The organism is Pseudomonas oryzihabitans (assembly GCF_006384975.1).
Classification (GTDB): Bacteria; Pseudomonadota; Gammaproteobacteria; order Pseudomonadales; family Pseudomonadaceae; genus Chryseomonas; species Chryseomonas psychrotolerans_B.
This window is the reverse complement of the sequence record NZ_CP021645.1, coordinates 2,421,881-2,445,269: the sequence shown is the minus strand read 5'-3', so window position 1 is coordinate 2,445,269 and position 23,389 is coordinate 2,421,881. Positions and strand designations below refer to the sequence as shown.

22 protein-coding genes are annotated in these 23,389 nt (G+C 65.2%); 16 read left to right on the top strand and 6 right to left on the bottom strand.

Annotated features, from left to right (window positions below):
- The first annotated feature begins 31 nt into the window (after positions 1-31).
- From CCZ28_RS10845 to lpxC, 12 genes are all read left to right on the top strand, one after another.
- Positions 32-1,726 (top strand): peptidoglycan D,D-transpeptidase FtsI family protein, encoded by a 1,695-nt coding sequence (locus tag CCZ28_RS10845; RefSeq protein WP_437179216.1) that lies wholly within the window; start codon positions 32-34, stop codon positions 1,724-1,726.
- Positions 1,723-3,192 (top strand): UDP-N-acetylmuramoyl-L-alanyl-D-glutamate--2,6-diaminopimelate ligase, encoded by a 1,470-nt coding sequence (locus tag CCZ28_RS10840; RefSeq protein ID WP_140217944.1) that lies wholly within the window; start codon positions 1,723-1,725, stop codon positions 3,190-3,192. Before CCZ28_RS10845 ends, CCZ28_RS10840 begins: the two co-directional genes overlap by 4 nt.
- Positions 3,185-4,552, top strand: coding sequence for a UDP-N-acetylmuramoyl-tripeptide--D-alanyl-D-alanine ligase (locus CCZ28_RS10835; RefSeq protein WP_140217942.1), 1,368 nt, complete (start codon positions 3,185-3,187; stop codon positions 4,550-4,552). Before CCZ28_RS10840 ends, CCZ28_RS10835 begins: the two co-directional genes overlap by 8 nt.
- Entirely contained in the window at positions 4,552-5,634 is a 1,083-nt protein-coding gene (gene mraY, locus CCZ28_RS10830; protein ID WP_058763639.1) for a phospho-N-acetylmuramoyl-pentapeptide-transferase, read from the top strand. Before CCZ28_RS10835 ends, mraY begins: the two co-directional genes overlap by 1 nt.
- Before the next feature lie 5 nt (positions 5,635-5,639).
- On the top strand, positions 5,640-6,983 hold the full coding sequence (gene murD / locus CCZ28_RS10825; protein ID WP_140217940.1) for a UDP-N-acetylmuramoyl-L-alanine--D-glutamate ligase: 1,344 nt from the start codon (positions 5,640-5,642) through the stop codon (positions 6,981-6,983).
- Positions 6,983-8,182: a putative lipid II flippase FtsW gene (gene ftsW, locus CCZ28_RS10820; protein WP_140221324.1), complete on the top strand. Its 1,200-nt coding sequence runs from the start codon at positions 6,983-6,985 to the stop codon at positions 8,180-8,182. Before murD ends, ftsW begins: the two co-directional genes overlap by 1 nt.
- Positions 8,172-9,242: an undecaprenyldiphospho-muramoylpentapeptide beta-N-acetylglucosaminyltransferase gene (gene murG / locus CCZ28_RS10815; protein WP_140217938.1), complete on the top strand. Its 1,071-nt coding sequence runs from the start codon at positions 8,172-8,174 to the stop codon at positions 9,240-9,242. Before ftsW ends, murG begins: the two co-directional genes overlap by 11 nt.
- Before the next feature lie 34 nt (positions 9,243-9,276).
- Positions 9,277-10,695 carry a UDP-N-acetylmuramate--L-alanine ligase gene (murC, locus tag CCZ28_RS10810; protein WP_240795285.1) on the top strand — a complete coding sequence of 473 codons (1,419 nt, stop codon included), beginning with the start codon at positions 9,277-9,279 and terminating at the stop codon, positions 10,693-10,695.
- A 65-nt stretch (positions 10,696-10,760) separates the two neighbouring features.
- Positions 10,761-11,612 carry a cell division protein FtsQ/DivIB gene (locus CCZ28_RS10805; RefSeq protein WP_058763631.1) on the top strand — a complete coding sequence of 284 codons (852 nt, stop codon included), beginning with the start codon at positions 10,761-10,763 and terminating at the stop codon, positions 11,610-11,612.
- Positions 11,613-11,628: 16 nt separating this feature from the next.
- The gene (gene ftsA / locus CCZ28_RS10800) at positions 11,629-12,873 is read left to right on the top strand and encodes a cell division protein FtsA (protein ID WP_140217934.1); all 1,245 of its coding nucleotides are present in this window, start codon (positions 11,629-11,631) and stop codon (positions 12,871-12,873) included.
- A gap of 54 nt (positions 12,874-12,927) precedes the next feature.
- Entirely contained in the window at positions 12,928-14,109 is a 1,182-nt protein-coding gene (ftsZ, locus tag CCZ28_RS10795; RefSeq protein WP_058763627.1) for a cell division protein FtsZ, read from the top strand.
- 109 nt (positions 14,110-14,218) lie between these two features.
- Positions 14,219-15,133, top strand: coding sequence for a UDP-3-O-acyl-N-acetylglucosamine deacetylase (gene lpxC, locus CCZ28_RS10790; protein WP_140217932.1), 915 nt, complete (start codon positions 14,219-14,221; stop codon positions 15,131-15,133).
- 58 nt (positions 15,134-15,191) lie between these two features.
- Here the strand turns inward: lpxC and CCZ28_RS10785 are convergent, their stop codons facing one another.
- From CCZ28_RS10785 to CCZ28_RS10770, 4 genes are all read right to left on the bottom strand, one after another.
- Positions 15,192-15,530 (bottom strand): HopJ type III effector protein, encoded by a 339-nt coding sequence (locus CCZ28_RS10785; protein ID WP_140217930.1) that lies wholly within the window; start codon positions 15,528-15,530, stop codon positions 15,192-15,194.
- Positions 15,527-15,820, bottom strand: coding sequence for a DUF1244 domain-containing protein (locus tag CCZ28_RS10780; protein ID WP_140217928.1), 294 nt, complete (start codon positions 15,818-15,820; stop codon positions 15,527-15,529). The genes CCZ28_RS10785 and CCZ28_RS10780 overlap by 4 nt, the downstream gene beginning before the upstream one ends.
- Positions 15,821-15,835: 15 nt before the next feature.
- Positions 15,836-16,534, bottom strand: a complete 699-nt coding sequence (gene folM, locus CCZ28_RS10775) for a dihydromonapterin reductase (protein WP_140217926.1) — start codon at positions 16,532-16,534, stop codon at positions 15,836-15,838.
- A gap of 95 nt (positions 16,535-16,629) precedes the next feature.
- Positions 16,630-17,190 carry an antibiotic biosynthesis monooxygenase gene (locus tag CCZ28_RS10770; protein ID WP_140217924.1) on the bottom strand — a complete coding sequence of 187 codons (561 nt, stop codon included), beginning with the start codon at positions 17,188-17,190 and terminating at the stop codon, positions 16,630-16,632.
- Positions 17,191-17,403: 213 nt separating this feature from the next.
- Here CCZ28_RS10770 and CCZ28_RS10765 point away from each other — a divergent pair, with 213 nt between their 5' ends.
- The 3 genes from CCZ28_RS10765 (at position 17,404) to CCZ28_RS10755 (ending at position 19,034) form a co-directional block, all read left to right on the top strand.
- The gene (locus CCZ28_RS10765; RefSeq protein WP_140217922.1) at positions 17,404-17,868 is read left to right on the top strand and encodes a flavodoxin; all 465 of its coding nucleotides are present in this window, start codon (positions 17,404-17,406) and stop codon (positions 17,866-17,868) included.
- 100 nt (positions 17,869-17,968) lie between these two features.
- Positions 17,969-18,352 (top strand): CidA/LrgA family protein, encoded by a 384-nt coding sequence (locus CCZ28_RS10760; protein WP_058773692.1) that lies wholly within the window; start codon positions 17,969-17,971, stop codon positions 18,350-18,352.
- Entirely contained in the window at positions 18,345-19,034 is a 690-nt protein-coding gene (locus tag CCZ28_RS10755) for an LrgB family protein (RefSeq protein ID WP_140217920.1), read from the top strand. The genes CCZ28_RS10760 and CCZ28_RS10755 overlap by 8 nt, the downstream gene beginning before the upstream one ends.
- Here the strand turns inward: CCZ28_RS10755 and CCZ28_RS10750 are convergent.
- Positions 19,031-19,837, bottom strand: a complete 807-nt coding sequence (locus tag CCZ28_RS10750) for a SirB1 family protein (protein WP_140217918.1) — start codon at positions 19,835-19,837, stop codon at positions 19,031-19,033. The genes CCZ28_RS10755 and CCZ28_RS10750 overlap by 4 nt on opposite strands.
- Positions 19,838-20,094: 257 nt before the next feature.
- On the opposite strand from CCZ28_RS10750, the gene CCZ28_RS10745 reads away from it, so the two are divergent.
- Positions 20,095-20,568 (top strand): phosphate-starvation-inducible protein PsiE, encoded by a 474-nt coding sequence (locus tag CCZ28_RS10745; RefSeq protein WP_140217916.1) that lies wholly within the window; start codon positions 20,095-20,097, stop codon positions 20,566-20,568.
- A 204-nt stretch (positions 20,569-20,772) separates the two neighbouring features.
- On the opposite strand, the gene CCZ28_RS10740 is transcribed toward CCZ28_RS10745, so the two are convergent.
- Positions 20,773-23,388: a DEAD/DEAH box helicase gene (locus tag CCZ28_RS10740; RefSeq protein WP_140217914.1), complete on the bottom strand. Its 2,616-nt coding sequence runs from the start codon at positions 23,386-23,388 to the stop codon at positions 20,773-20,775.
- Position 23,389 lies beyond the last annotated feature (1 nt).

Genomic DNA, 23,389 nt, shown 5'->3' with positions numbered 1-23,389 from the left:
CTTCAGCCTGATCATCGGGCTGTTGCTGACCATGGTCGCTACCATCGTTTGGCGCATCGTCGACCTGCACGTGATCGACCGGGCTTTCCTCAAGGGACAGGGCGATGCGCGCAGCGTGCGCACCATTCCGATTCCGGCCCACCGTGGCCTGATCACCGATCGCAACGGCGAGCCGCTGGCGGTGAGCACGCCGGTCACTACCCTGTGGATCAATCCCAAGGAGCTGATCGGCGCCGAAGATCGCTGGGCGATCCTGGCCGATGCCGTTGGCCAGCCCCGGGCCGAATTGACCAAGCGTATCGAGCAGAATGCCAGCAAGGAATTCCTCTACCTCGCTCGCGGCCTGACCCCCGAGCAGGGTGAGGCAGTGATGGCGCAGGTCAAGGCGCACAAGATCCCCGGTGTCTACGACATCGAGGAATTTCGCCGTTTCTACCCGGCCGGCGAGGTAGCCGCCCACGTGGTCGGCTTCACCGACATCGACGACCAGGGTCGCGAAGGCATCGAACTGGCCTTCAACGAATGGCTGGCGGGTGTGCCGGGTCGTCGCCAGGTGGTCAAGGATCGCCGCGGTCGCCTGATCCGCGACGTCCAGGTCGCCAAGAACGCCAAGCCGGGCAACACCCTGGCGCTGTCCATCGACCTGCGTCTGCAATATCTCGCTGCCCGTGAACTGCGCAACGCCCTGACCCAGTTCGAAGCCGAGGCGGGCAGCCTGACCATCGTCGACGTCAAGACCGGTGAGGTACTGGCGATGGTCAACATGCCCACCTACAACCCCAACAATCGGCGCAGTCTCGAACCGGCCGCCATGCGCAACCGGGCGATGATCGACGTCATGGAGCCCGGCTCGGTGATGAAGCCGATCTCCATGACCGCCGCCCTGGCCAGCGGTCGCTGGAAGCCCACCGACAAGGTCAATGTCTACCCCGGCTCGCTGCAGATCGGGCGCTACACCATCAAGGACGTCTCCCACAGCGATGGTGTCCTGGACCTGACCGGTATCCTCATCAAGTCCAGTAACGTCGGCATGAGCAAGATCGCCTTCGACGTCGGTGGCGAGAACATCTACAACGCCATGCGCGCCGTGGGTCTGGGCCAGGATACCGGCCTGGGCTTCCCCGGCGAGCGCGTCGGCAACCTGCCCAACCATCGCAACTGGCGTCCGGCCGAAACAGCCACCCTGTCCTACGGCTACGGCCTGGCGGTGACTGCCGTGCAACTGGCCCATGCCTATTCGGTGCTGGCCAACGACGGTCGCTCGGTACCCCTGTCGATGGTGCGCCTGGACAAGGCGCCGGCTAGCGATCAAGTGGTGGACGCACGCGTTGCCAAGACCCTGCAGGGCATGCTGCAACAAGTGGTGGAAGCCCCCGGCGGTGCCTTCCGCGCCCAGGTGCCCGGCTATCACGTCGCCGGCAAGAGCGGTACCGCGCGCAAGACCAGCACCGGTACCCGCGGCTACGCCGAGAACTCCTATCGCTCGTTGTTCGCCGGCTTCGGCCCCACCAGCAATCCGCGCCTGGTCGCGGTGGTGGTGATCGATCGTCCGAGCAAGGGCGGCTACTACGGTGGTGTGGTCTCGGCGCCGGTGTTCAGCCGGGTCATGTCCGGTGCCCTGCGCCTGATGAACATCCAGCCGGACAATCTCCAGCCGCTGCCGGTGCAACAGCAGCAGGCTCAGGCCGTCGCCAAGACCTTGCTGGTCGGGGAGCGTGATCGATGAGCCGCTTGCTGACCGACCTCCTGCCGAATGCCACCGTCGCCGTCGAGATCGCCGGCCTGGCGCTGGACAGCCGCGAAGTCCAGCCGGGTTTCCTGTTCCTCGCCATTCCCGGTCTGCACAGCGACGGTCGTGCCCATATCGCCAGCGCCGCCGAGCGAGGCGCCGCCGCCATCGCCTACGAAGCCGACAACGCTCCCGCGCTGCCGGCACTGGATATTCCCCTGGTCCCCATTCAGGGGCTCGCCGGACAACTGTCCGCCATCGCCGGTCGTTTCCATGGCGAGCCCAGCCAGCGCCTGGCCCTGGTCGGGGTGACCGGCACCAATGGCAAGACCAGTGTCAGCCAATTGATCGCCCAGGCCTGTGACCTGCTCGGTCAGCGTTGCGGCATCGTCGGTACCCTGGGCAGCGGCTTCTATGGCGCGCTCGCCGAAGGTCGTCACACCACGCCGGATGCCCTCAAGCTGCAAGCGACCCTGGCTGAACTGGCCGAAGGCGGTGCTGCCACCGTGGCCATGGAAGTCTCTTCCCATGGCCTGGCTCAAGGCCGTGTCGCCGCCCTGGCCTTCCAGGTGGCGGTATTCACCAATCTGACCCGCGACCACCTCGATTTCCACGGCACCATGGAAGCCTATGGCGAAGCCAAGGCCCAACTGTTCGCCTGGCCGGCGCTCGGCACCCGGGTGCTCAATCTGGACGACGCCTTCGGTCGTGAGCTGGCGGCGCGCTCTAGCGACGCTTCAACCCTGACCTACAGCCTGAGCGAGGCGTCGGCCAGTCTCCATTGCCAGGATGTCCAGTTCGATGACCATGGCGTACATGCCCGCCTGGTGACGCCCCAGGGCACAGGCGAGCTACGCAGCCAGTTGATCGGCCGCTTCAACCTGAGCAACCTGCTGGCCGCCATCGGCGCCCTGTTGGGCCTGGGCCATCGTCTCGCCGACATCCTCGCCATCCTCCCGCAGCTGCAGGGCCCTGCCGGACGCATGCAGCGCCTGGGCGGCGCCGGACGGCCGCTGGTGGTGGTGGATTACGCCCACACCCCCGATGCGCTGGACAAGGTGCTCACCGCCCTGCGACCTCATGTCGGTGATCAAGGGCAGCTGGTTTGCGTGTTCGGCTGCGGTGGTGACCGTGATCGCGGCAAGCGGCCGGAAATGGCCGCCGTGGCCGAGCGCCTGGCTGATCGGGTGGTGGTGACCGACGACAATCCCCGTACGGAAGATCCGGCCGCCATCGTCGCCGACATCCGCGCCGGCTTCCAGAATCCCGAACAGGTTCGTTTCGCCGGCCGTCGCGAAGCGGCCATCGCCCTGGCGATTGCCGAAGCGAAGCCGCAGGACATCGTGGTGCTGGCCGGCAAGGGCCATGAGCCCTACCAGGAAATCGCCGGTGTTCGTCAGCCCTTTTCCGATCTCGACCAGGCCGAGCGGGCCCTGACCGCCTGGGAGCAGCAACATGCTTAGATCCTTCACCCTCACCGAAGTGGCCGAAGCCCTGACCGGCAATCTGTTGGGCGCCGATGCCCTGTTCGATGGCGTTGGCACCGACAGCCGCAAGGCCGTGGCCGGGCAATTGTTCGTCGCCCTGACCGGGCCGCGCTTCGATGGCCATGCCTATCTGGCCGATGTCGCGGCCCAGGGCGCCGCGGCGGCTCTGGTCGAACGCGCCGTGCCCGAGGTGCACCTGCCCCAGTTGGTGGTGGCCGATACCCGCCTGGCGCTCGGTCGCCTGGGCGCCTTCAACCGCGATCTCTTCCACGGCCAGATCGCTGCCGTGACCGGCTCCAGTGGCAAGACCACCGTCAAGGAATTGCTGGCCGCCATCCTGCGCCAGCGCGGTGCGACCCTGGCCACCCAGGGCAACCTCAACAACGAGCTGGGCGCGCCCTTGACCCTGCTGCAACTCGCCGCCGAGCACGCCTATGGCGTCATCGAGCTGGGCGCTTCGCACGTCGGCGACATTGCCTACACCGTGAGCCTGACACGCCCGGATGTCGTTATCATTACCAATGCCGGACAAGCCCATGTGGGTGAATTCGGTGGCGTCGATCGCATCGTCGAGGCCAAGGGCGAGATCATCGAAGGCGTGGGCGAGGGCGGCACCGTGGTGCTCAACCGTGACGACGCAGCCTTCGCGACCTGGCAGCGCCGCGCCGCCGGCCGCCAGGTCGTCGCCTTCGGCCTGGATGCCCGCGCCGATGTTCGCGCGACAGACGTCAGCCTCGACAGCCAGGGCCGTCCGAGTTTCACCCTGCACAGTGCCCAGGGCGAGGCGCGCATCGCCCTGCAACTGCTGGGCGCCCACAACGTCGGCAATGCCCTGGCAGCTGCCGCAGCCGCTCTCAGCCTGGGTCTGGACCTGGCCACCGTCGCCCACGGCCTGGCCGCGGCCGCGCCGGTCCAGGGGCGCACCCTGACCCGGACCAGCCGGCGCGGCGCCCAGGTCATCGATGACAGCTACAACGCCAACCCTGCCTCCATGAAAGCCGGGATCGATCTGCTGGCCGCCCTGCCGGGCCGCCGGGTGGTGGTCCTGGGCGACATCGCCGAGCTGGGCGAGTGGACGGAAGAGGGCCATCGCGACGTGGGCGAGCATGCCCGCGGCAAGGTGGACGCCTTCTATAGCGTCGGTCCTGCGATGGCCCACGCGGCCCGTGCCTATGGCGCCGAGGCCCGGCATTTCGCCGATCGCGAACAACTGATCGAGGCCCTGGCGGACGAGGACCGGGCCGGAACCACCCTGCTGATCAAGGGATCCCGCAGCGCCGCGATGGACAAGGTCGTCGCCGCGCTCTGCGCCATCAATACCGAGGAGAAACACTGATGCTGCTGCTGTTGGCGGAGTTCCTGCAACAGTTCTACAAAGGCTTCGCCGTCTTTCAATACCTCAGCCTGCGCGGCATTCTGGGCGTCCTGACCGCCCTGTTGCTGTCGTTGTGGCTCGGCCCCTGGATGATCCGCACCCTGCAGATCCGCCAGATCGGCCAGGCCGTGCGCAACGATGGCCCCCAGTCGCACCTGTCCAAATCCGGCACCCCCACCATGGGCGGCGCCCTGATCCTGACCACCATCGGCATCAGCACCCTGCTCTGGGCCGATCTGCACAACCGCTATGTCTGGACCGTGCTGGCGGTGACCTTCCTGTTCGGCGCCATCGGTTGGGTGGACGACTATCGCAAGGTGATCGAGAAGAACTCCCGGGGCTTGCCGAGTCGCTGGAAATACTTCTGGCAATCGGTATTCGGCCTGGGGGCGGCGATCTTCCTCTATATGACCGCCAAGGCTCCGATCGAAACCACACTGATCCTGCCGCTGCTGAAGAACATCGAAATCCCGCTGGGGATTTTCTTCGTTGTGCTGACCTACTTCGTTATCGTCGGCTCGAGCAACGCGGTCAACCTCACCGACGGCCTCGACGGCCTGGCGATCATGCCCACCGTGATGGTCGGCGGCGCCCTGGGCATCTTCTGCTACCTGTCGGGTAACGTGAAGTTCGCCGACTACCTGCTGATCCCCTACATCGACGGCTCCGGCGAACTGATCGTCTTCTGCGGCGCGCTGATCGGGGCGGGCCTGGGCTTCCTCTGGTTCAACACCTATCCGGCCATGGTCTTCATGGGTGACGTCGGCGCCCTGGCGCTGGGTGCGGCCCTGGGCACCATCGCCGTGATCGTCCGCCAGGAAGTGGTGCTGTTCATCATGGGCGGCGTCTTCGTCATGGAGACCCTCTCGGTGGTCATCCAGGTCGCCTCGTTCAAGCTGACCGGCAAGCGCGTGTTCCGCATGGCGCCGATCCACCACCATTTCGAATTGAAGGGCTGGCCCGAACCGCGGGTCATCGTGCGCTTCTGGATCATCACCGTGATCCTGGTGCTGTTCGGTCTCGCCACCCTGAAGTTGAGGTAATCGCAGTGCTCATCGCTTCCGACCAGTTCCGTATCGTCGTCGGCCTCGGCAAGAGTGGCATGTCGCTGGTGCGCTTCCTCGCGCGCCGCGGCGTGCCCTTTGCCGTGGCCGATACGCGGGAACAGCCGCCGGAGCTTGCGACGCTGCGGACCCAGTATCCCCAGGTCGAGGTGCGTTGCGGTGAGCTGGATGCCGACTTCCTCGCCCGCGCGGCGGAAATCTACGTGAGCCCCGGTCTGGCCCTGGAAACGCCTGCGCTGCAAGAGGCCGCGGCTCGTGGCGTACGGTTGTCGGGGGATATCGACCTGTTTGTCCGCCACGCCAAGGCGCCCATCGTCGCCATCACCGGCTCCAACGCCAAGAGCACCGTCACCACCCTGGTCGGCGACATGGCCCTGCGCGCCGGCAAGCGCGTGGCCGTGGGCGGTAATCTCGGTACCCCGGCGCTGGATCTGCTGGCCGATGATGTCGAGCTCTATGTCCTGGAGCTGTCGAGCTTCCAGCTGGAAACCTGTGAGCGCCTGAACGCTGAGGTGGCCACGGTCCTCAACGTCAGCGAAGACCACATGGATCGCTATACCGGCATGCCGGCCTATCATCAGGCCAAGCACCGTATCTTCCGTGGTGCCCGCCAGGTGGTGGTCAATCGCGATGATCCGCTCTCCCGTCCGTTGATCGCCGATGGCGTGCCCTGCCTGACCTTTGGCCTGGGACGTCCCGATTTCCGTGTCTTCGGCATTCGCGAGGAGGAGGGCCGCCGCTATTTGGCGCTGGCCTTCGACAACCTCTTGGATGTCGAGGAATTGAAGATCCGCGGCACCCACAACCACAGCAATGCCCTGGCCGCACTGGCCCTGGGCCAGGCTGCCGGCTTGCCGCTGGAACCCATGCTGGATGCCCTGCGTGCCTTCCCCGGTCTCGAACACCGCTGCCAGTGGGTGGGCGAGGTGGCGGGCGTCAACTATTACAACGATTCCAAGGCAACCAATGTCGGCGCGGCCCTGGCTGCCGTGGAAGGCCTGGGCGACGACATCGCCGGCCAACTGGTGCTGATCGCCGGTGGCGACGGCAAGGGCGCCGACTTCAGCGCCCTGCGCGAGCCCATCGCTCGTCACTGCCGCGCCGTGGTGCTGCTGGGCCGTGACGCCGAGCGGATCGCCGAGATCCTGCCGCCGACCGTTCAACAGGTGCGTGTCGCCACCCTGGAAGACGCCGTGCGCGAGAGTCGCGCCCTGGCCCAGCCGGGCGATGCCGTGCTGTTGTCGCCGGCCTGCGCCAGCCTCGACATGTTCCGCAATTTCGAAGAGCGCGGACGGCTGTTCGCCCAGGCCGTGGGAGAGCTGTCATGATCCTCAGCTTCCTGCGTCCCTATCCCTCGCCGCTGGCCAGCCGCCACGGCATCGACCTGGACTTTCCGCTGCTCGCCGGTTGCCTGTTGCTGCTCGGCCTCGGCCTGGTGATGGTGACCTCGGCCTCGTCCGAAGTCGCCGCTGCCCAGTCCGGCAATCCGCTGTACTTCATGTACCGCCACCTGATCTATCTGGCCATCGGCTTCGTCTCCTGTGGCGTGGTCATGATGATCCCCATGGCCACCTGGCAGCGCTTCGGCTTTCCGCTGCTGATCATCGCCTTCCTGCTGCTGGTGGCGGTGCTGGTGCCCGGCATCGGCCGCGAGGTGAACGGTTCCTTGCGCTGGATCGGCTTCGGCTTCTTCAACGTGCAGCCTTCGGAGATCGCCAAGGTCTTCGTGGTGCTTTATCTGGCCGGTTATCTGGTCCGTCGTCAGCACGAGGTGCGCCATACTTGGGCGGGCTTCTTCAAGCCGTTCATCGTGCTGCTGCCCATGGCCATGCTGCTGCTGCGCGAGCCCGACTTCGGCGCCACCGTGGTGATGATGGGCGCCGCCGGCGCCATGCTGTTCCTGGGTGGTGTCGGCCTGTTCCGCTTCCTGCTGATGGTCGCCCTCGCGGTGCTGGCGGTATTCGTGCTGGTGCAGACCCAGTCCTACCGGATGCAGCGGCTGATCACCTTCACCGATCCCTGGGCCGACCAGTTCGGCTCCGGCTACCAGTTGACCCAGGCGCTGATCGCCTTCGGTCGTGGCGGCTGGACCGGTCTCGGCCTGGGCAACAGCATCCAGAAGCAGTTCTACCTGCCCGAGGCCCACACCGACTTCCTTTTCGCCGTGCTGGCCGAGGAGCTGGGCCTGATCGGCGCCATGGCCACCGTCGGCCTGTTTCTCTTCGTCTGCGTGCGTGGCCTGTTCATCGGTCACTGGGCGGAGCAGTCCAAGCAATTCTTCTCGGCCTATGTGGCCTACGGCTTGTCGATGCTGTGGATCGGTCAGTTCCTGATCAACATCGGCGTGAACGTCGGCCTGCTGCCCACCAAGGGTCTGACGCTGCCCTTCCTCAGCTATGGCGGCAGTTCCCTGGTGATCTGCTGCGTGAGCATGGGCTTGCTGCTGCGCATCGAGTGGGAGCGACGAACCCTGGTCGATACCGAGGATGTGGAATTCAGCGAGGAGGACTTCGCCGATGTCCGCTAATGTCCTGATCATGGCCGGCGGCACCGGGGGGCACGTCTTCCCCGCGCTGGCCTGCGCGCGTGAATTCGAAGCCCGCGGCTATACCGTCCACTGGCTGGGTACCCCGCGCGGCATCGAGAACGACGTGGTGCCCAAGGCCGGCATCCCCCTGCATCACATCCAGGTCACCGGCTTGCGCGGCAAGGGCGTGCGTTCTCTGGTGAAGGCACCGCTGCAACTCAGCGGCGCGCTGCTGCAGGCCGTCGGCCTCATGCACCGGCTCAAGCCGGTCTGCGTGCTGGGCCTTGGCGGCTTCGTCACCGGTCCCGGTGGCCTGGCGGCCAAGCTGTGCAACATCCCGCTGGTGATCCACGAGCAGAACGCCTATGCCGGCACCGCCAACCGCATGCTGGTGCCCCTGGCCGCCCGCGTCTGCGAAGGCTTCGCCGAAACCTTCCCGGCCTCGGCCAAGCGCCTGTCCACCGGCAATCCGGTGCGGGCCGAACTCTTCGCCCCGGTGACCCGCGCGCCGCTGGACGAACGTGCTGCCAACCTGCTGGTGCTGGGTGGCAGCCTGGGTGCCGAGCCGCTCAACAAGCTCCTGCCCGAAGCCCTGGCCCAACTGCCGGCCGGTCTGCGGCCGCAGGTACGCCATCAGGCCGGGCGCCAGCATGCCGAGGTGACCGCCGAGCGTTATGCCAACGCCGCCGTGGAGGCCGATGTCCAGCCTTTCATCGCCGATATGGCCGCCGCCTACGCCTGGGCCGATCTGGTGATCTGCCGGGCCGGCGCCCTGACCGTGGCCGAACTCACCGCCACCGGTCTGCCGGCGTTGCTGATTCCCTTGCCCCACGCCATCGACGACCACCAGACCAGCAACGCCCGCTTCCTGGAGCGAGCCGGTGCCGGCGTGGTGCTGCCCCAACACTCCACCCGCCCGGCGGATCTCGCCGCGCAGCTTACCGAGGTCCTGATGCATCCCGAACGTCTTGCCGACATGGCCACCCGCAGCCGTGCCCTGGCCAAACCCGACGCTACCCGTGCGGTAGTGGACGCCTGTCTGGAGGTCGCCCGTGGTTAAGTCGCAAAGCGCCATTCAGGCCGAAGTTCGGCGTATGCGCAGCATCCGGCGCATCCATTTCGTCGGCATCGGCGGGGTCGGCATGTGCGGTATCGCCGAGGTGCTGCTGAACCTGGGCTATGAAGTCTCGGGTTCGGACCTCAAAGAGTCCGCGGTGACCGCGCGCCTGCAGCAATTCGGTGCGCGCATCTACATCGGCCATCGCGCCGAGAACCTGGATCAGGTCGACGTGCTGGTGGTATCCAGTGCCATCAACAGATCCAACCCCGAGGTCTCCGCCGCCCTCGAGCAGCGCATTCCGGTAGTCCCCCGCGCCGAGATGCTCGCCGAGCTGATGCGCTATCGCCACGGCATCGCCGTCGCCGGCACCCATGGCAAGACCACCACCACCAGCCTGATCGCCTCGGTGTTCGCCGCCGAGGGGCTGGATCCCACCTTCGTCATCGGCGGTCGGCTGAATGCCGCCGGCACCAATGCCCAGCTCGGCACCAGCCGCTATCTGGTCGCCGAAGCCGACGAGAGCGACGCCAGCTTCCTGCACCTGCAGCCGATGGTGGCCGTGGTCACCAACATCGACGCCGACCACATGAGCACCTACGAGGGTGACTTCAATCGGCTCAAGCGTACCTTCGTCGACTTCCTGCACAACCTGCCGTTCTATGGCCTGGCGGTGCTCTGCGTCGACGATCCGGTGGTGCGCGAGATCATTCCCCAGGTCGCCCGGCCCACCGTCACCTACGGCACCGCAGAAGACGCCGATGTGCGCGCCGTGGACATCCGCCAGGAAGGCATGCGCACCTATTTCACCGTCCTGCGTGACGGCCGTGCACCGCTGGCGGTCTCGGTCAACATGCCGGGCGTGCACAATGTGCTCAACGCCCTGGCCACCATCGCCATCGCCACCGATGAAGGCGTCAGCGACGAGGCCATCCTCAACGGCCTGTCCGGCTTCCAGGGGGTAGGGCGGCGCTTCCAGGTGTACGGCGAACTGCCGGTCGCCGGCGGCAGCGTCATGCTGGTGGACGACTACGGCCACCATCCGCGCGAAGTCGCCGCGGTGATCAAGGCCGTGCGTGGCGGCTGGCCCGAGCGCCGGCTGGTGATGGTCTACCAGCCGCACCGCTTCAGCCGTACCCGCGATCTCTACGAAGATTTCGTCCAGGTCCTGGCCGATGCCAATGTCCTCTTGCTGATGGAGGTCTACCCCGCGGGCGAGGAGCCCATCCCCGGCGCCGACAGCCGTCAGCTCTGTCACAGCATCCGTCAGCGCGGCCAGCTCGATCCCATCTATGTGGAGCGCGGCGCCAACATCGCCCCGCTGGTCAAGCCGCTGCTGCGTCCCGGCGACATCCTGCTCTGCCAGGGCGCGGGCGACATCGGCGCCCTGGCGCCGCAACTGCTCAAGCATCCGCTGTTCGCCGGGGCTGCCAGCGCAGCCGGGAGTTCGGCATGAGCCGTCATCTAGTCCATCGCCTGGCGACGATCCCCGTTGCCGGCGTCCACGTGGAGGGCTGAACCTTGGTCGCCACCCTACGTCACAACCAGCCGTTCAGTCGTTCGCGCCAGGTCGAACCGCGCGGCGCCAGCCGTCTGGTCGCCGAAGAGCCATTATCGACGCGCCTGCCGCGGCCGAGCCTGGGCCTGCTCAAGCGCATCCTCTGGCCGTTCCTGCTGCTGGGCCTGGGCTTCGGTACCTATGAGGGCGCCCAGAAGCTGCTGCCCTACGCCGACCGGCCGATCGCCAAGGTCAGCGTCAAGGGTGATCTGTCCTACATCAGCCAGCAGGCCGTGCAGCAGCGCATCGCGCCGTTCGTGGGCACCACCTTCTTCCAGGTCGACCTGGCCGACATGCGCCACGAGCTGGAAACCATGCCCTGGATCGCCCATGCCGAGGTGCGCAGGGTCTGGCCCGACGAGATCAGCATCCGCCTGGAAGAGCAGATGCCCATCGCCCGCTGGGGTGATGAGGCCCTGCTGAATAACCAGGGTGAGGCTTTTGCCCCGCAGGATCTGGCCAACTATGACAATCTACCGCGGCTGTACGGGCCCAAGCGGGCGCAACAGCAAGTGATGCAGCAGTACCAGATGTTCAGCCAGATGCTCCGGCCGCTCGGGTTCACCGTGGCGCGCCTGGAAATGCACGAGCGCGGCAGCTGGTACCTCACCACCGGTCAAGGCCTGGAACTGGTGTTCGGTCGTGACCAACTGGTGGAAAAGATGCGGCGCTTCATGCGCCTGTACGATCAGGTGCTCAAGCCCCAGATGGACAATATCGCGCGGATCGATCTGCGCTACCCGAACGGTCTGGCCGTGGCCTGGCGTGATCCCGCTGTCGCCGCCACCCCCGTGACCGAACCGGCCAAGCATTGAGGAGAAGTTTCTTACTATGGCAAGCGTGCAAAGCGGCAAGATGATCGTCGGCCTCGACATCGGCACTTCCAAGGTCGTGGCTCTGGTCGGCGAAGTGTCTTCCGATGGTCGGATCGAGATCGTCGGAATCGGCACCCATCCGTCGCGCGGGCTCAAGAAGGGCGTGGTGGTCAACATCGAATCCACCGTCGCCTCCATCCAGCGGGCCATCGAAGAAGCCCAGCTGATGGCCGGTTGCCGAATCCATTCGGCCTTCGTCGGCATCGCCGGCAACCATATCCGCAGCCTGAACTCCCATGGCATCGTGGCGATTCGCGACCGCGAAGTGAGCCCGGCGGATATCGAGCGCGTGCTCGATGCCGCCCAGGCGGTGGCCATTCCCGCCGACCAGCGCGTGCTGCACACCCTGGCCCAGGACTACGTGATCGACAACCAGGAAGGCGTGCGCGAACCGCTAGGCATGTCGGGTGTGCGGCTGGAAGCCAAGGTCCATGTAGTGACCTGCGCCGTCAACGCCGCCCAGAACATCGAGAAGTGCGTCAGACGCTGCGGCCTGGAAGTCGACGACATCATTCTCGAACAATTGGCGTCGGCCTATTCGGTATTGACCGACGATGAAAAGGAGTTGGGCGTCTGCCTGGTGGATATCGGCGGCGGTACTACCGATATCGCCATCTTCACCGAAGGCGCCATTCGCCATACCGCAGTGATACCTATTGCTGGCGACCAAGTCACAAATGACATCGCCATGGCCTTGAGAACCCCGACGCAATATGCCGAAGAAATCAAGATTCGGTATGCTTGTGCTTTGGCGAAGTTGGCTGGCCCGGGTGAAACCATCAAGGTACCCAGCGTGGGTGATCGTCCGCCGCGAGAATTGTCGCGTCAGGCCCTCGCGGAAGTGGTCGAGCCCCGTTACGATGAGCTATTTACACTGGTGCAAGCGGAATTGCGCCGCAGTGGTTACGAGGACCTGATCCCTGCGGGGATCGTACTCACCGGTGGTACCGCGAAGATGGAAGGCGCGGTCGAGCTGGCGGAAGAGATTTTCCATATGCCGGTACGCCTGGGGGTACCCCAGACGATCAAGGGTCTGACTGACGTGATCAGCAACCCGATCTATTCCACAGGCGTCGGCCTGTTGCTCTATGGCCTGCAAAAGCAGACCGATCCCTTGCCGGTTGTTTCTGGCGGATACAGCAACGAAACCAAATCCACAGTCCTGGAGCGCATGAAGCGTTGGGTCCAGGGCAATTTGTAATTCACAATTAAACCGCGGCAGTAGGCGAATTATCCGAAAGGAAGAGAGGGGACCATGTTCGAACTCGTAGACAACATTCCACAAAGCGCCGTGATCAAAGTCATCGGCGTGGGCGGTGGCGGTGGTAACGCCGTCAACCACATGGTCAAAAGCGGTGTTGAAGGCGTCGAATTCATCTGTGCAAATACCGACGCCCAGGCCCTGAAGAACGTCACATCCCGTACCGTGCTGCAACTCGGCCCAGGCGTCACCAAGGGTCTCGGTGCTGGCACCAACCCGGAAATCGGCCGTCAGGCGGCCATGGAAGATCGTGAGCGCATCGCCGAAGTCCTCGAAGGCGCCGACATGGTCTTCATCACCACTGGTATGGGCGGTGGCACCGGTACCGGTGCTGCACCGATCATCGCCGAGGTCGCCAAGGAAATGGGTATCCTGACCGTCGCCGTGGTCACCCGTCCGTTCCCCTTCGAAGGCCGCAAGCGCATGCAGGTCGCCGATGAGGGTATCCGCGCCCTGTCCGAATGCGTCGACTCGCTGATCACCATCCCCAACGAGAAGCTGCTGACCATTCTGGGCAAGGACGCCAGCCTGCTGGCCGCCTTCGCCAAGGCCGACGACGTCCTCGCCGGTGCCGTGCGCGGTATCTCCGACATCATGCAGCGTCCCGGCCTGATGAACGTCGACTTCGCCGACGTCAAGACCGTGATGGGCGAGATGGGCATGGCCATGATGGGTACCGGCCACGCCAGTGGCCCGAATCGTGCGCGTGAGGCCACCGAAGCCGCCATCCGCAACCCGCTGCTGGAAGACGTCAACCTGCACGGCGCGCGTGGCATCCTGGTCAACATCACCGCCGGCCTGGATCTGTCCCTGGGCGAATACGCCGCCGTGGGTGAGATCATCGAGGACTTCGCCTCCGAGCACGCCACCGTCAAGGTCGGCGCGGTCATCGATCCGGAAATGCGCGACGAGCTGCACGTCACCGTGGTCGCCACCGGCTTGGGTGCGCGCATCGAGAAGCCGGTCAAGGTGGTGGACAACACCGCCCAGACCCTGGCCGCCGCTCGCCAAGAGCCGGCTCCGGTCAATTACGACGACCTCAAGTACCCGACCTCGATGCGCTCTGGTCGTGGCAGCCAGAATCATGGCGGCTCGGCAGCGGCGACCAAGGTCAATCCCAACGACGATCTGGATTACCTGGACATCCCGGCTTTCCTGCGTCGTCAGGCTGATTGATCGGGTATATCACAAGCGCGGGTGTGATTAGTGGGCATCGATTTTCGCTTCTGCTATCATCGCGATTTCGTTGACCACCATTCGCACCTTGCGACCGAGCGGCCCTGGCATGATTAGACAACGCACCCTCAAGAACACCATTCGCGCCACTGGCGTCGGCCTGCACTCCGGGGAAAAGGTATACCTGACCCTGAAGCCGGCTCCGGTCGATACGGGGATCGTGTTCCGTCGCATCGATCTCGATCCGGTCGTGGAAATCCCGGCCTGGGCTGAGAACGTGGGTGAAACCACCATGTCGACCAACCTGTTCAGCGAAAGCGGCGTCAAGGTCGGCACCGTTGAGCACCTGCTGTCTGCCATGGCCGGCCTGGGCATCGACAACGCCTACGTCGAGCTGTCTGCAGTCGAAGTGCCGATCATGGACGGTAGCGCTGGTCCCTTCGTCTTCTTGATCCAGTCCGCCGGTCTGCAAGAGCAGGAAGCGGCCAAGCAGTTCATCCGTATCAAGCGTGAAGTGAGCGTCGTCGACGGTGACAAGCGCGCTACCTTCGTGCCCTTCGATGGCTTCAAGGTGACCTTCGAAATCGATTTCGATCATCCGGTGGTCAGCAACCGCACTCAGAAAGCCTCGGTGGACTTCTCGAGCACCTCCTTCCTCAAGGAAGTCAGTCGTGCCCGTACCTTCGGCTTCATGCGCGACCTGGAATTCCTGCGCTCGCACAACCTGGCCCTGGGTGGCAGCGTCGACAACGCCATCGTGGTGGACGAGAAGGGTGTGATGAACGAAGACGGTCTCCGCTACGAGGACGAATTCGTCAAGCACAAGATCCTCGACGCCATCGGCGATCTCTATCTGCTCGGCAAGAGCCTCATTGGCGAATTCCGCGGCTACAAGTCCGGTCACGCCATGAACAATCGCCTGCTGCGTGCGCTGCTGGCCGATCGCGATGCCTGGGAAGTGGTGACCTTCGAAGACTCAGGTCTGGCACCCATTTCCTATATGAGACCTGCGGCTGCCGTCTGAGCCCGGTTCCAAGAAAAAGCCCTGCAAATGCAGGGCTTTTTTATGCGCGCAAGATCGCTCAGCGACGACTCAGGGGCTCTCCCTGGAAGTGCACGGCTGCTAGGCCCTTGGCCATGAGCGCACGGATATTGGCGTGATCGCTGCCTGCAGGGGTCTCCAGCACACTGCGATAATGCTCGCCGAAGGCCAGCAGGGCTTCCTGATCGCTCAGGCCTTCGAGCTTGGCCAGGCCCAGGGTCTTGCATGAGCCCTCGTTCTGGCCGGCGGCGTTTTCCACGCCACCGTTGTGAAAGGCGGTCGGCTGGTAGTGGTAATGCTCGGCCACGAACGCCAGGGTGTCGGCAAAGGCGTGGTTACCGCTGGCCAGGCTGGTACGGAAGTTGGACAGGTCGCTCATTTGGGCTGCTTCTCCTGGAAGGCAGCGGCCTGGGCGGGAGAGGCCTCGGTCTGGTACTGGGCCTTCCAATCGGCATAGGGCATGCCGTAGACGACTTCGCGCGCGTCATCCAGGCTCAGCTCCAGGCCCTTTTCGTCGGCAGCGGCCTTGTACCACTTGGACAGGCAGTTGCGGCAGAAGCCGGAGAGATTCATCAGGTCGATATTCTGTACATCGGTGCGCTTGCGCAGGTGCTGGACCAGGGTGCGGAAGGCGGCAGCCTCCAGTTCCAGACGGTCTTGTTCGGTCATGGGTGACTCCTTTGGCTAGCGACGGCCATGGCGCAGGTGGCGCCCGCCGTTGACGGTGAAGGTGCTGCCGGTCGCATAGGCTGTCGACAGCAGATAGAGCACGGTATCCACGATGGGATCGGCGCCGGGTTCGAAATCCAGCAAAGCCTTGTCCAGGGTCGCCTGGCGATAGGCTTCGTCGGCGCCTTCCTTGAAGATCAGCAGGCCCGGCGCGATGGTGTTGACCCTGACGGTGGGCGCCAGGGCTTCGGCGAATGACAGGGTCAGGTTGTGCAGGGCAGCCTTGGTGGCAGCGTAACCGATGTGATTGCGGCTGCCACGCGTCGCGCTGTCGTCGCCGATGTGGATGATGTCGGCGCGCGGAGCAGCCAGCAGCAGGTCCTGTAGGCCCAGGTTGAGATGGTAGGGCGCTTCCAGGTGCAGGCGATAGAGCAGGCGCAGATTGTCCAGGCCATCTTCCGCCCAGACCGAGGCGTTGTGAATCACCCCGCGCAGTGCCCCATGGCGTTCATGGAGTTGTTGCAACAGGATGTCGCGCTGCTGTTCCTCGGCCAGATCGACCTGATAGGCCTCGATCTCCAGCTCGCACAACGGACCCGGATCGTCGCGGTAGACCGCGATGACCGGCTGGCCTTCCGCCAGAAGGCGACGGGTGAGGGCTAAGCCAACGCGGCGATTGGCGCCGGTTACCAGAAGGGGAAGGGCTGCAGACATGAGGGTACCCGATCCTTGAGAGCGAAACGGCCAGGGAGCTGGCCGTGCGTATTGTACGCATTCGACTCGTCGGGAAGCAGGCCGATCCGTTACGTCTAGCGGGCGCTGCCTCTGAGCTCCTCGGCCCTGGACGAGGCGCTGTGCAGCCAGCCCTTGAGCGCGCGGGTGATCAATGGAATGAAGACGCAGACCATCACCGGCGTGAGGATCAGGGTGCTCAGCAGGATGCGCGGCAGCAGCGGCAGATGCGCGAGGTAGTCACCGAAGGCGGCATTGAACAGCAGCGAGATGGGAAAGAAGGCCAGCCAGACGGCGATGCTCTGCTTCCAGCGCGGCGGGGCTTGCACGCCGGCACCGAACCAGTCGTCCATGCCCTGGGCACGTCGCGCCTGGGGCGCTTCGAACAGGCCTTGGCCACGCTCCAGCCAGTGGCGTCGCGTCTCCGAGTGTTCCCAGGCGTCGAGGGTTTGCGGACAGGCGAAGCGAAAGATGATTTGCACCAGGTTGTCACCCGGTGGCGGGGTCAGGACACCCGAGCCGAGATAGCCGGGATAACTGGTCGCCAGGGCTTCGCCTTCGCGTAGCCAGACCAGGAAGGCATCGTATTGGCCGGCCGCGACGCGCCGCGCGACCATGAGGGTAACAGGCTGATTCATGCATTGACTCCGGGCGATCGGGCCGGATAGGCCGGACGCCGTCACGCCAGCCGGGTAGGCGGGCAGGTGGCGGAAACGCCTGGGGTAGCAGGCGGCGCTAGCATAACAAGCCTTGAGACCCCGTGGCAGAGCCTGTCGTTTCAAGGATTCCGCAAACGCCAAAGTGTGGGTCGTTCGAGGCATACTGATCGGCCGTCACTGCTTGAGGTCTGCATGAAAGTCGCACTGTTGAATGGCTCTGTATATGGCACCGCGGAAGATATCGCGCGGCAGGTGAAGACGCGTCTGACGGCGGCGGGGCATGAGGTCTGGCTCCAGCCGAATGCCGAACTCGGCAATCTGGAGGCCTTTGCGCCGGATGCCCTGCTGGCCATTACCTCGACCACCGGCATGGGCGAACTGCCCGCCAATCTGGAGCCGCTGTATTTTCAATTGCGCGATCGTCTGCCGCCGTGGCGGGGCCGGCCTGGCGCGGTGTTGGCGTTGGGGGATTCCAGCTATGGCGACACCTACTGCGGGGGTGGCGAGCTGATGCAGGAGTTGTTCGCCGAACTGGGGCTGCGCGAGCTGCTGCCCATACGGCGGATCGATGCCAGCGAGACGGTGACGCCGGACGAAGAGGCCGCGCCCTGGATCGATGAAGTCATGGCTGCGTTGGCGAAGGACGTTTCATCGTAAGCAAGGGTCTTTTACCTGCCTGAGTCCGCACTGTGTCTCCGGGTCACTGTCTTCGTCCAACCAGCCTGGGTATTCTTGCAAGCTGGTTGATTGTTCAGAGATGGAGCCCTGGGTGAATAGATATCTGCGCCTGGCTCTGGAGCTGTGCGCGCTGGGCGCGCTGTGGGGACTGGGTACACTGCTGGCGAACTACTTCGCCTGGCCGGTACCAGGTGGTGTAGTGGGCCTTGCCATGCTGCTGCTACTGCTGGCCGCCCGTATCGTCGAGCCGGAGTGGTTGCAGAACGGGGTGCGCCTGCTGCTGGGTGAGATGCTGCTGTTCTTCATTCCGGCCCTGCTGAGTCTGCTCGACTACGGGCCGCTGTTGCGCCAGGAGGGCGTGCGTATCCTGCTGGCCATCCTGCTCAGCACCGTGCTGACCATGGTGGCCACCGCCCTGACCGTGGACTTCATGTTCCGCCGTCGAGGACGTCGCGATGCTTGATCTGCCCGGACTCTTCTGGCTGTTGCTGACGGTGGCCGGCTACGTGGTGAGTCGCCTGCTCTATGCCCGACTGCGTTGGTACTTGGTCAGTCCGATCATCTTCGTCACGGTGCTGCTCTATGCCACGACCCTCTGGCAGCAGGTGAGCTATGCGCAATACGCCCACTACAGCCGCTGGCTGATCATGCTGCTGGGGCCGGCGACGGTGGCCTTCGCCGTGCCCATCTGGCAACAGCGCCGGCTCCTGGCGCGCTACTGGCAGGCCTTGCTGGCAGGGCTGGTTGTTGGCAGTGGTGTCGCCATCGGCAGTTCCTGGTTGCTGGCCCGGCTGTTCTTGCTCGATGACCGGGTGCTGCTGTCCATGTTGCCGCGCTCCATCAGCACGCCCTTCGCCATGCCGATGTCCGCCAATGTTGGCGGCGTACCCGAGCTGACGGCGGCCTTCGTGATGATCACCGGACTGGGTGGTGCCATCCTCGGCAGCCTGTTGATCAAGCTGTTGCCGCTGAAATCCGCCCTGGCGCGTGGCGCCCTGTTCGGCATGGGCGCCCATGGCGTCGGTACCAGCAAGGCCTACGAGGTCGGTCTGGAGGAAGGCACCGTGGCCGGGCTGGTCATGGTGCTGGCCGGCCTGAGCAATCTGTTGGGCGCCCAACTGGTGCTCTGGTTGCTGCGCGGCTAGTGCAGCGTGGTGGCAGGCGTGCCGAGACGCTCCAGGCGCCGCCGCAGCTGGTCGCGCTCGGCGTCGTCCTCACTGAGTAGTAGGGCGTGCTGCAGGTCGTAGCGTTCGGCCTGGGGACACTCTAGCTGGCGATAGAGATCGGCACGGGCCAGGTGATCGGCGACAGCCACCGCCCCGAGCTCGATGACGCGCTGGGCGTCCTTGAGCGCGGCCAGGGGCTGGTCGCTCTGGCGATGCAATTCGCGCAGGTTGCGCGAGAGACGCTGCATCATTTGCCGCGGGGCGAGCGGGGCCAGGTGCGTGGCTTGCAAGCGCGCCGTGGGGCCGAATTGATCCACCAGGAGCTGGCGGCAATCGTTCATGTACAGCCGTCGCCCGCCGAAGGGTTCCAGCAGATGATCGGCGCCGGGGACGCGTAGCAGGAAATGACCGGGAAAGCCTATGCCCTGCAGATCCAGCTCCAGCCGTCGGGCGAGTTCCAGCGCCACCAGGGCGATGGACAGGGGTTGGCCACGCCGGCGCTCCAGGACCTCATCGAGCAAGGCGGCGCTGGGGCGCAGCGGCCATTCGGCGGCACGAAAGCCGGCCTCGCACAACTGCCGTAACAATTGTTGGGCACGCTCCGAATGGCTGGCGTCGCCGTCCAGGGTGGCGTGCAAGCGCAGCGCCAGATCGTCCAGCGAGTGCAGCAGGGCGGGAGGATCGATGTCGCGATGATGTTCGGCAGCGATCCAGAGGGCGGCTTCCAGCAGCCGGGGATCGGGCCGGTCCAGGCAGGCGAGGCAGGCGAGACGCGGCTCCACGGTAGACTCCAGGCCCTCGGGGCTTTTCCTCAGGTTGTAGCCTTTCGACGCCTGATCGTCCAGTCTGCGACAGTAGCGCGCTGGCCCTGCGCCCGGCTTCTCGCTATAAGAGCGGTTGGCCCTGGTGCCAGAGCAACCTGACGAATGGGAGTTTCCAGCATGGACGAGTCTTTGAGCGAACGACTGCATGAGCTTATGCAGCAACTGGCCGATGGCCTGCTCGGTGATCGCAGGGTGGCTGGATGGAGCGACCCGGCATGAAGTGGGCAGATGGCAGTCGCAAACGAATGCATGATGGCGCGAATTCGCTCGGCAACCTGATGGTGGAAGGTTTCCACTATTGCGGTTTGTTCGCCATCGGCGCGGCCACGGCCTGGGCCTCGGTGATGGCCTTCATGGAGATGTTCGACAAAGGCCAGGCGAGTATCGATGACATTCTCCTGCTCTTCATCTATCTGGAGCTGGGTGCCATGGTCGGCATCTACTTCAAGACCAACCACCTGCCGATCCGGTTTTTGCTCTATATCGCCATTACCGCGCTGACCCGCTATCTGATCGGTGATGTATCGCATCACCGGCCACCGGACGTCGGCCTATTGTATCTCTGTGGTGGGATCTTTCTGCTGTCGCTCTCGGTGCTGGCGGTCAGGGTTGCCTCGAACAAATTTCCCTCCAGCAAGGCGATCGATGCGACGGGAGATGTCGTAGGGGATAGCGCGGGAGAAAAATAGAACGGGGTGCCAGGCGAGCGGTGTGAGTCAGGCGCCAGAAGCCAACCTTCCAGCTGTGGCGGTCAAGGCAGGGTGCCTGCCGATAGCCGCTTCCGCCAGCATGCACCCTGGCCTGATAGGGGTTTGCGGCCTGGACAGTTCCCTCGATGATCCGCGAGAGGCAGGCCGCCCAGCCCAGCCGGACGCCTGCTTCCCAGCACTGGCCTAACGATCCAGGGGCGCCAGCAGCTGGGCCAGGTCGCTTTCGGTCAGGCGCCAATCGCCGGCGTTCTCGCTGAGGATGCCAGCGCTCAACCGGGCCTTTTCCTGCTGGAGTTGCTGGATGCGCTCTTCCAGGGTGCCTCGGGCGATCAGCTTGTAGACGAACACCGGACGATCCTGGCCGATGCGGTAGGCGCGGTCGCTGGCCTGTTGTTCGGCGGCGGGATTCCACCAGGGGTCGAAGTGGATCACGGTGTCCGCGGCGGTCAGGTTGAGGCCGCTGCCGCCGGCCTTGAGGCTGAGCAGGAACACCGGTACCTCGCCGTTCTGGAAACGCTGCACCGGGGTGCGGCGGTCGCGCGTCTCGCCGGTGAGGGTGACGTACTCGATGCCACGCTGATCGAGGTCCGCCGCGATCAGGTCGAGCATGCTGGTGAACTGGGAGAACACCAGTACCCGGCTGCCGCCTGGCAGCAGGGCGTCGAGTCTTTCGTTCAGCGCGGCCAGTTTCGCCGAGGGCTTGGCCACGGTGTCGTCTTCACTGGGCACCAGGCGCAGATCGCAACAGACCTGGCGCAGGCGCAGCAGGGCATCGAGGATCAGCAACTGGCTGCGGCCAATGCCCTGGCGAGCGATCTCCGCCCGAACCCGCTCGTCCAGTAGCAGGCGCAGGGTTTCGTAGCGTTCGCGCTGCGCCGTGCTGAGTTCGACCAACTGGACGATCTCGGTCTTGGGCGGCAATTCGCTGGCGACCCGTTGCTTGGTGCGGCGCAGCATGAAGGGGCGTACCCGCGCCTTGAGCGCCGCCAGGCGCTGGACATCACCCTCGCGCTCGACGGGGATACGATAGTGCTGCTTGAAGCTTTTCTCGTCGCCCAGCCAGCCCGGCATGAGGAAGTGGAATTGCGACCAGAGTTCGCCCAGGTGGTTTTCCAGCGGCGTACCGGTCAGGCAGAGGCGATGGCGAGCGCGCAGATGACGCGCCGCCTGGGCGGCCTTGGTGGCGGCGTTCTTGATCGACTGGGCTTCGTCCAGTACCTGCAGGTGGAAGTCGTAGTCGGCCAGGCGCTCCGCGTCCCTGGGCAGCAGGGCATAGGTGGTGAGCACCACGTCGTGTTCGGGAATGCGCTCGAAGCGACTGCTGCGCGCACTGCCCTGGAGGGTGAGGACGCGCAGGCCAGGGGCGAAGCGGGCGATCTCGTCCTGCCAGTTGGGAATCAGGCTGGTCGGCATGACGATCAGCGCCGGGGCGGTCAGGCGCCCGGCTGCCTGCTCGACGAGGATGTGCGCCAGGGTCTGCAGGGTCTTGCCCAGGCCCATGTCGTCGGCGAGGATGCCGCCGACCTCCAGCTCACGCAGGGCCTGCAGCCAGGCCACGCCTTCGCGTTGGTAGGGGCGCAGTTCGGCGTGCAGGGTATCCGGCAATACCACCGGTTCGGCCGCGTAGCTGCGCAGGCGCTCGGCGAAACTCCTGAGCCGCTCACCGCCTTCCCATTCCAGCGGCAGGCGCTCGTCCAGCTCCGCCAGGCGCGCGGCATCGAGTCGGGGCAGGCGTAGGGCACGATCCTGGGCGAGGCCGGTCGTCGCATAGAGTTCGCCCAGTATCTGCAGGATCGGCTTCAAACGACCCAGGGGCACGGCGACCCTTTGCGCGCGGCCATGCTGGCCCGCCAGGCGTGGCGGATCGATGCGCAGCAGCACGGGTTCGTCGTCGGCGCGCTTGGCCAGCATCGTAGGCTCGTATTGGGAGGGCTCGCGGCGGATGGCTTCGATCAGCAAGGGGATTAGACTGACGCGGCGCTGACCCAGGCGGATACCCAGCTCGACGTCGAAGAGGCCGCTGGCGCTACCCTTGTCCTCGACTTCTTCGAGTTGACCGTACCAGCCTTCGACCGGAGTCAGGTCGAAGGTGAACTCGGGTTGGGCGTCGATCTGCCAGCCGGCGTCGCGCAGGGTCGGCAGTCCTTGCTGGACGAATCTGAGCCAGGCGGGATCGTCGGGCAGCTCGAACATCTCGCCGCATTCTTCCGGCAAGGCGGCGCTGCGCCGGGTGGCCAGGCGTAGGCCGAAATCGAGCAGCATCTGCCGCCAGCGTTGTTCGGCCTGCAATTGCCGGGCGGGATAGTCGCCGTCCGGGTGCCGGGGTGGTGGGCCGAAGAGGCGGCGCTTGCCGTACAGAAAAGCCAAGGCGGCGCGATGGCGGACGGTGGGTCTCATCTTGCCGATGTGGCGGTCGTAGTCGATTTGGGTATGGCTGCCGAGGGTCAGGACCGGTTGCGGCAACTCCGGGCTGACGACGGGTGCGGTGGGCAGTTCGGTCTCAGCGCGTTGCAGGCGTTCGAGTTCGATGAGCGCGGCGGCGGCATGCTTGCAATTGCGGCCGACCGGGCAGGTACAGCGGGCATGGACGCGCCAGGCGGTTTCGCCCGGGCGCAGGCTGATCGCCTGGCGATAGGCGGGGCCGGCCGGGCTGCTGCATTCGGCATAGAGCTGGCCATTGGCCGCCGAGTGGATGCGCACCAAGCCATCGAGCGCCAGCCGCCGGCCGCGCTCGTAGTTGCGCTCCGTGAAGGTGCCTTTCCAGTCCTGCCACTTGAGCCGTTCGAAACGTAACGCCATC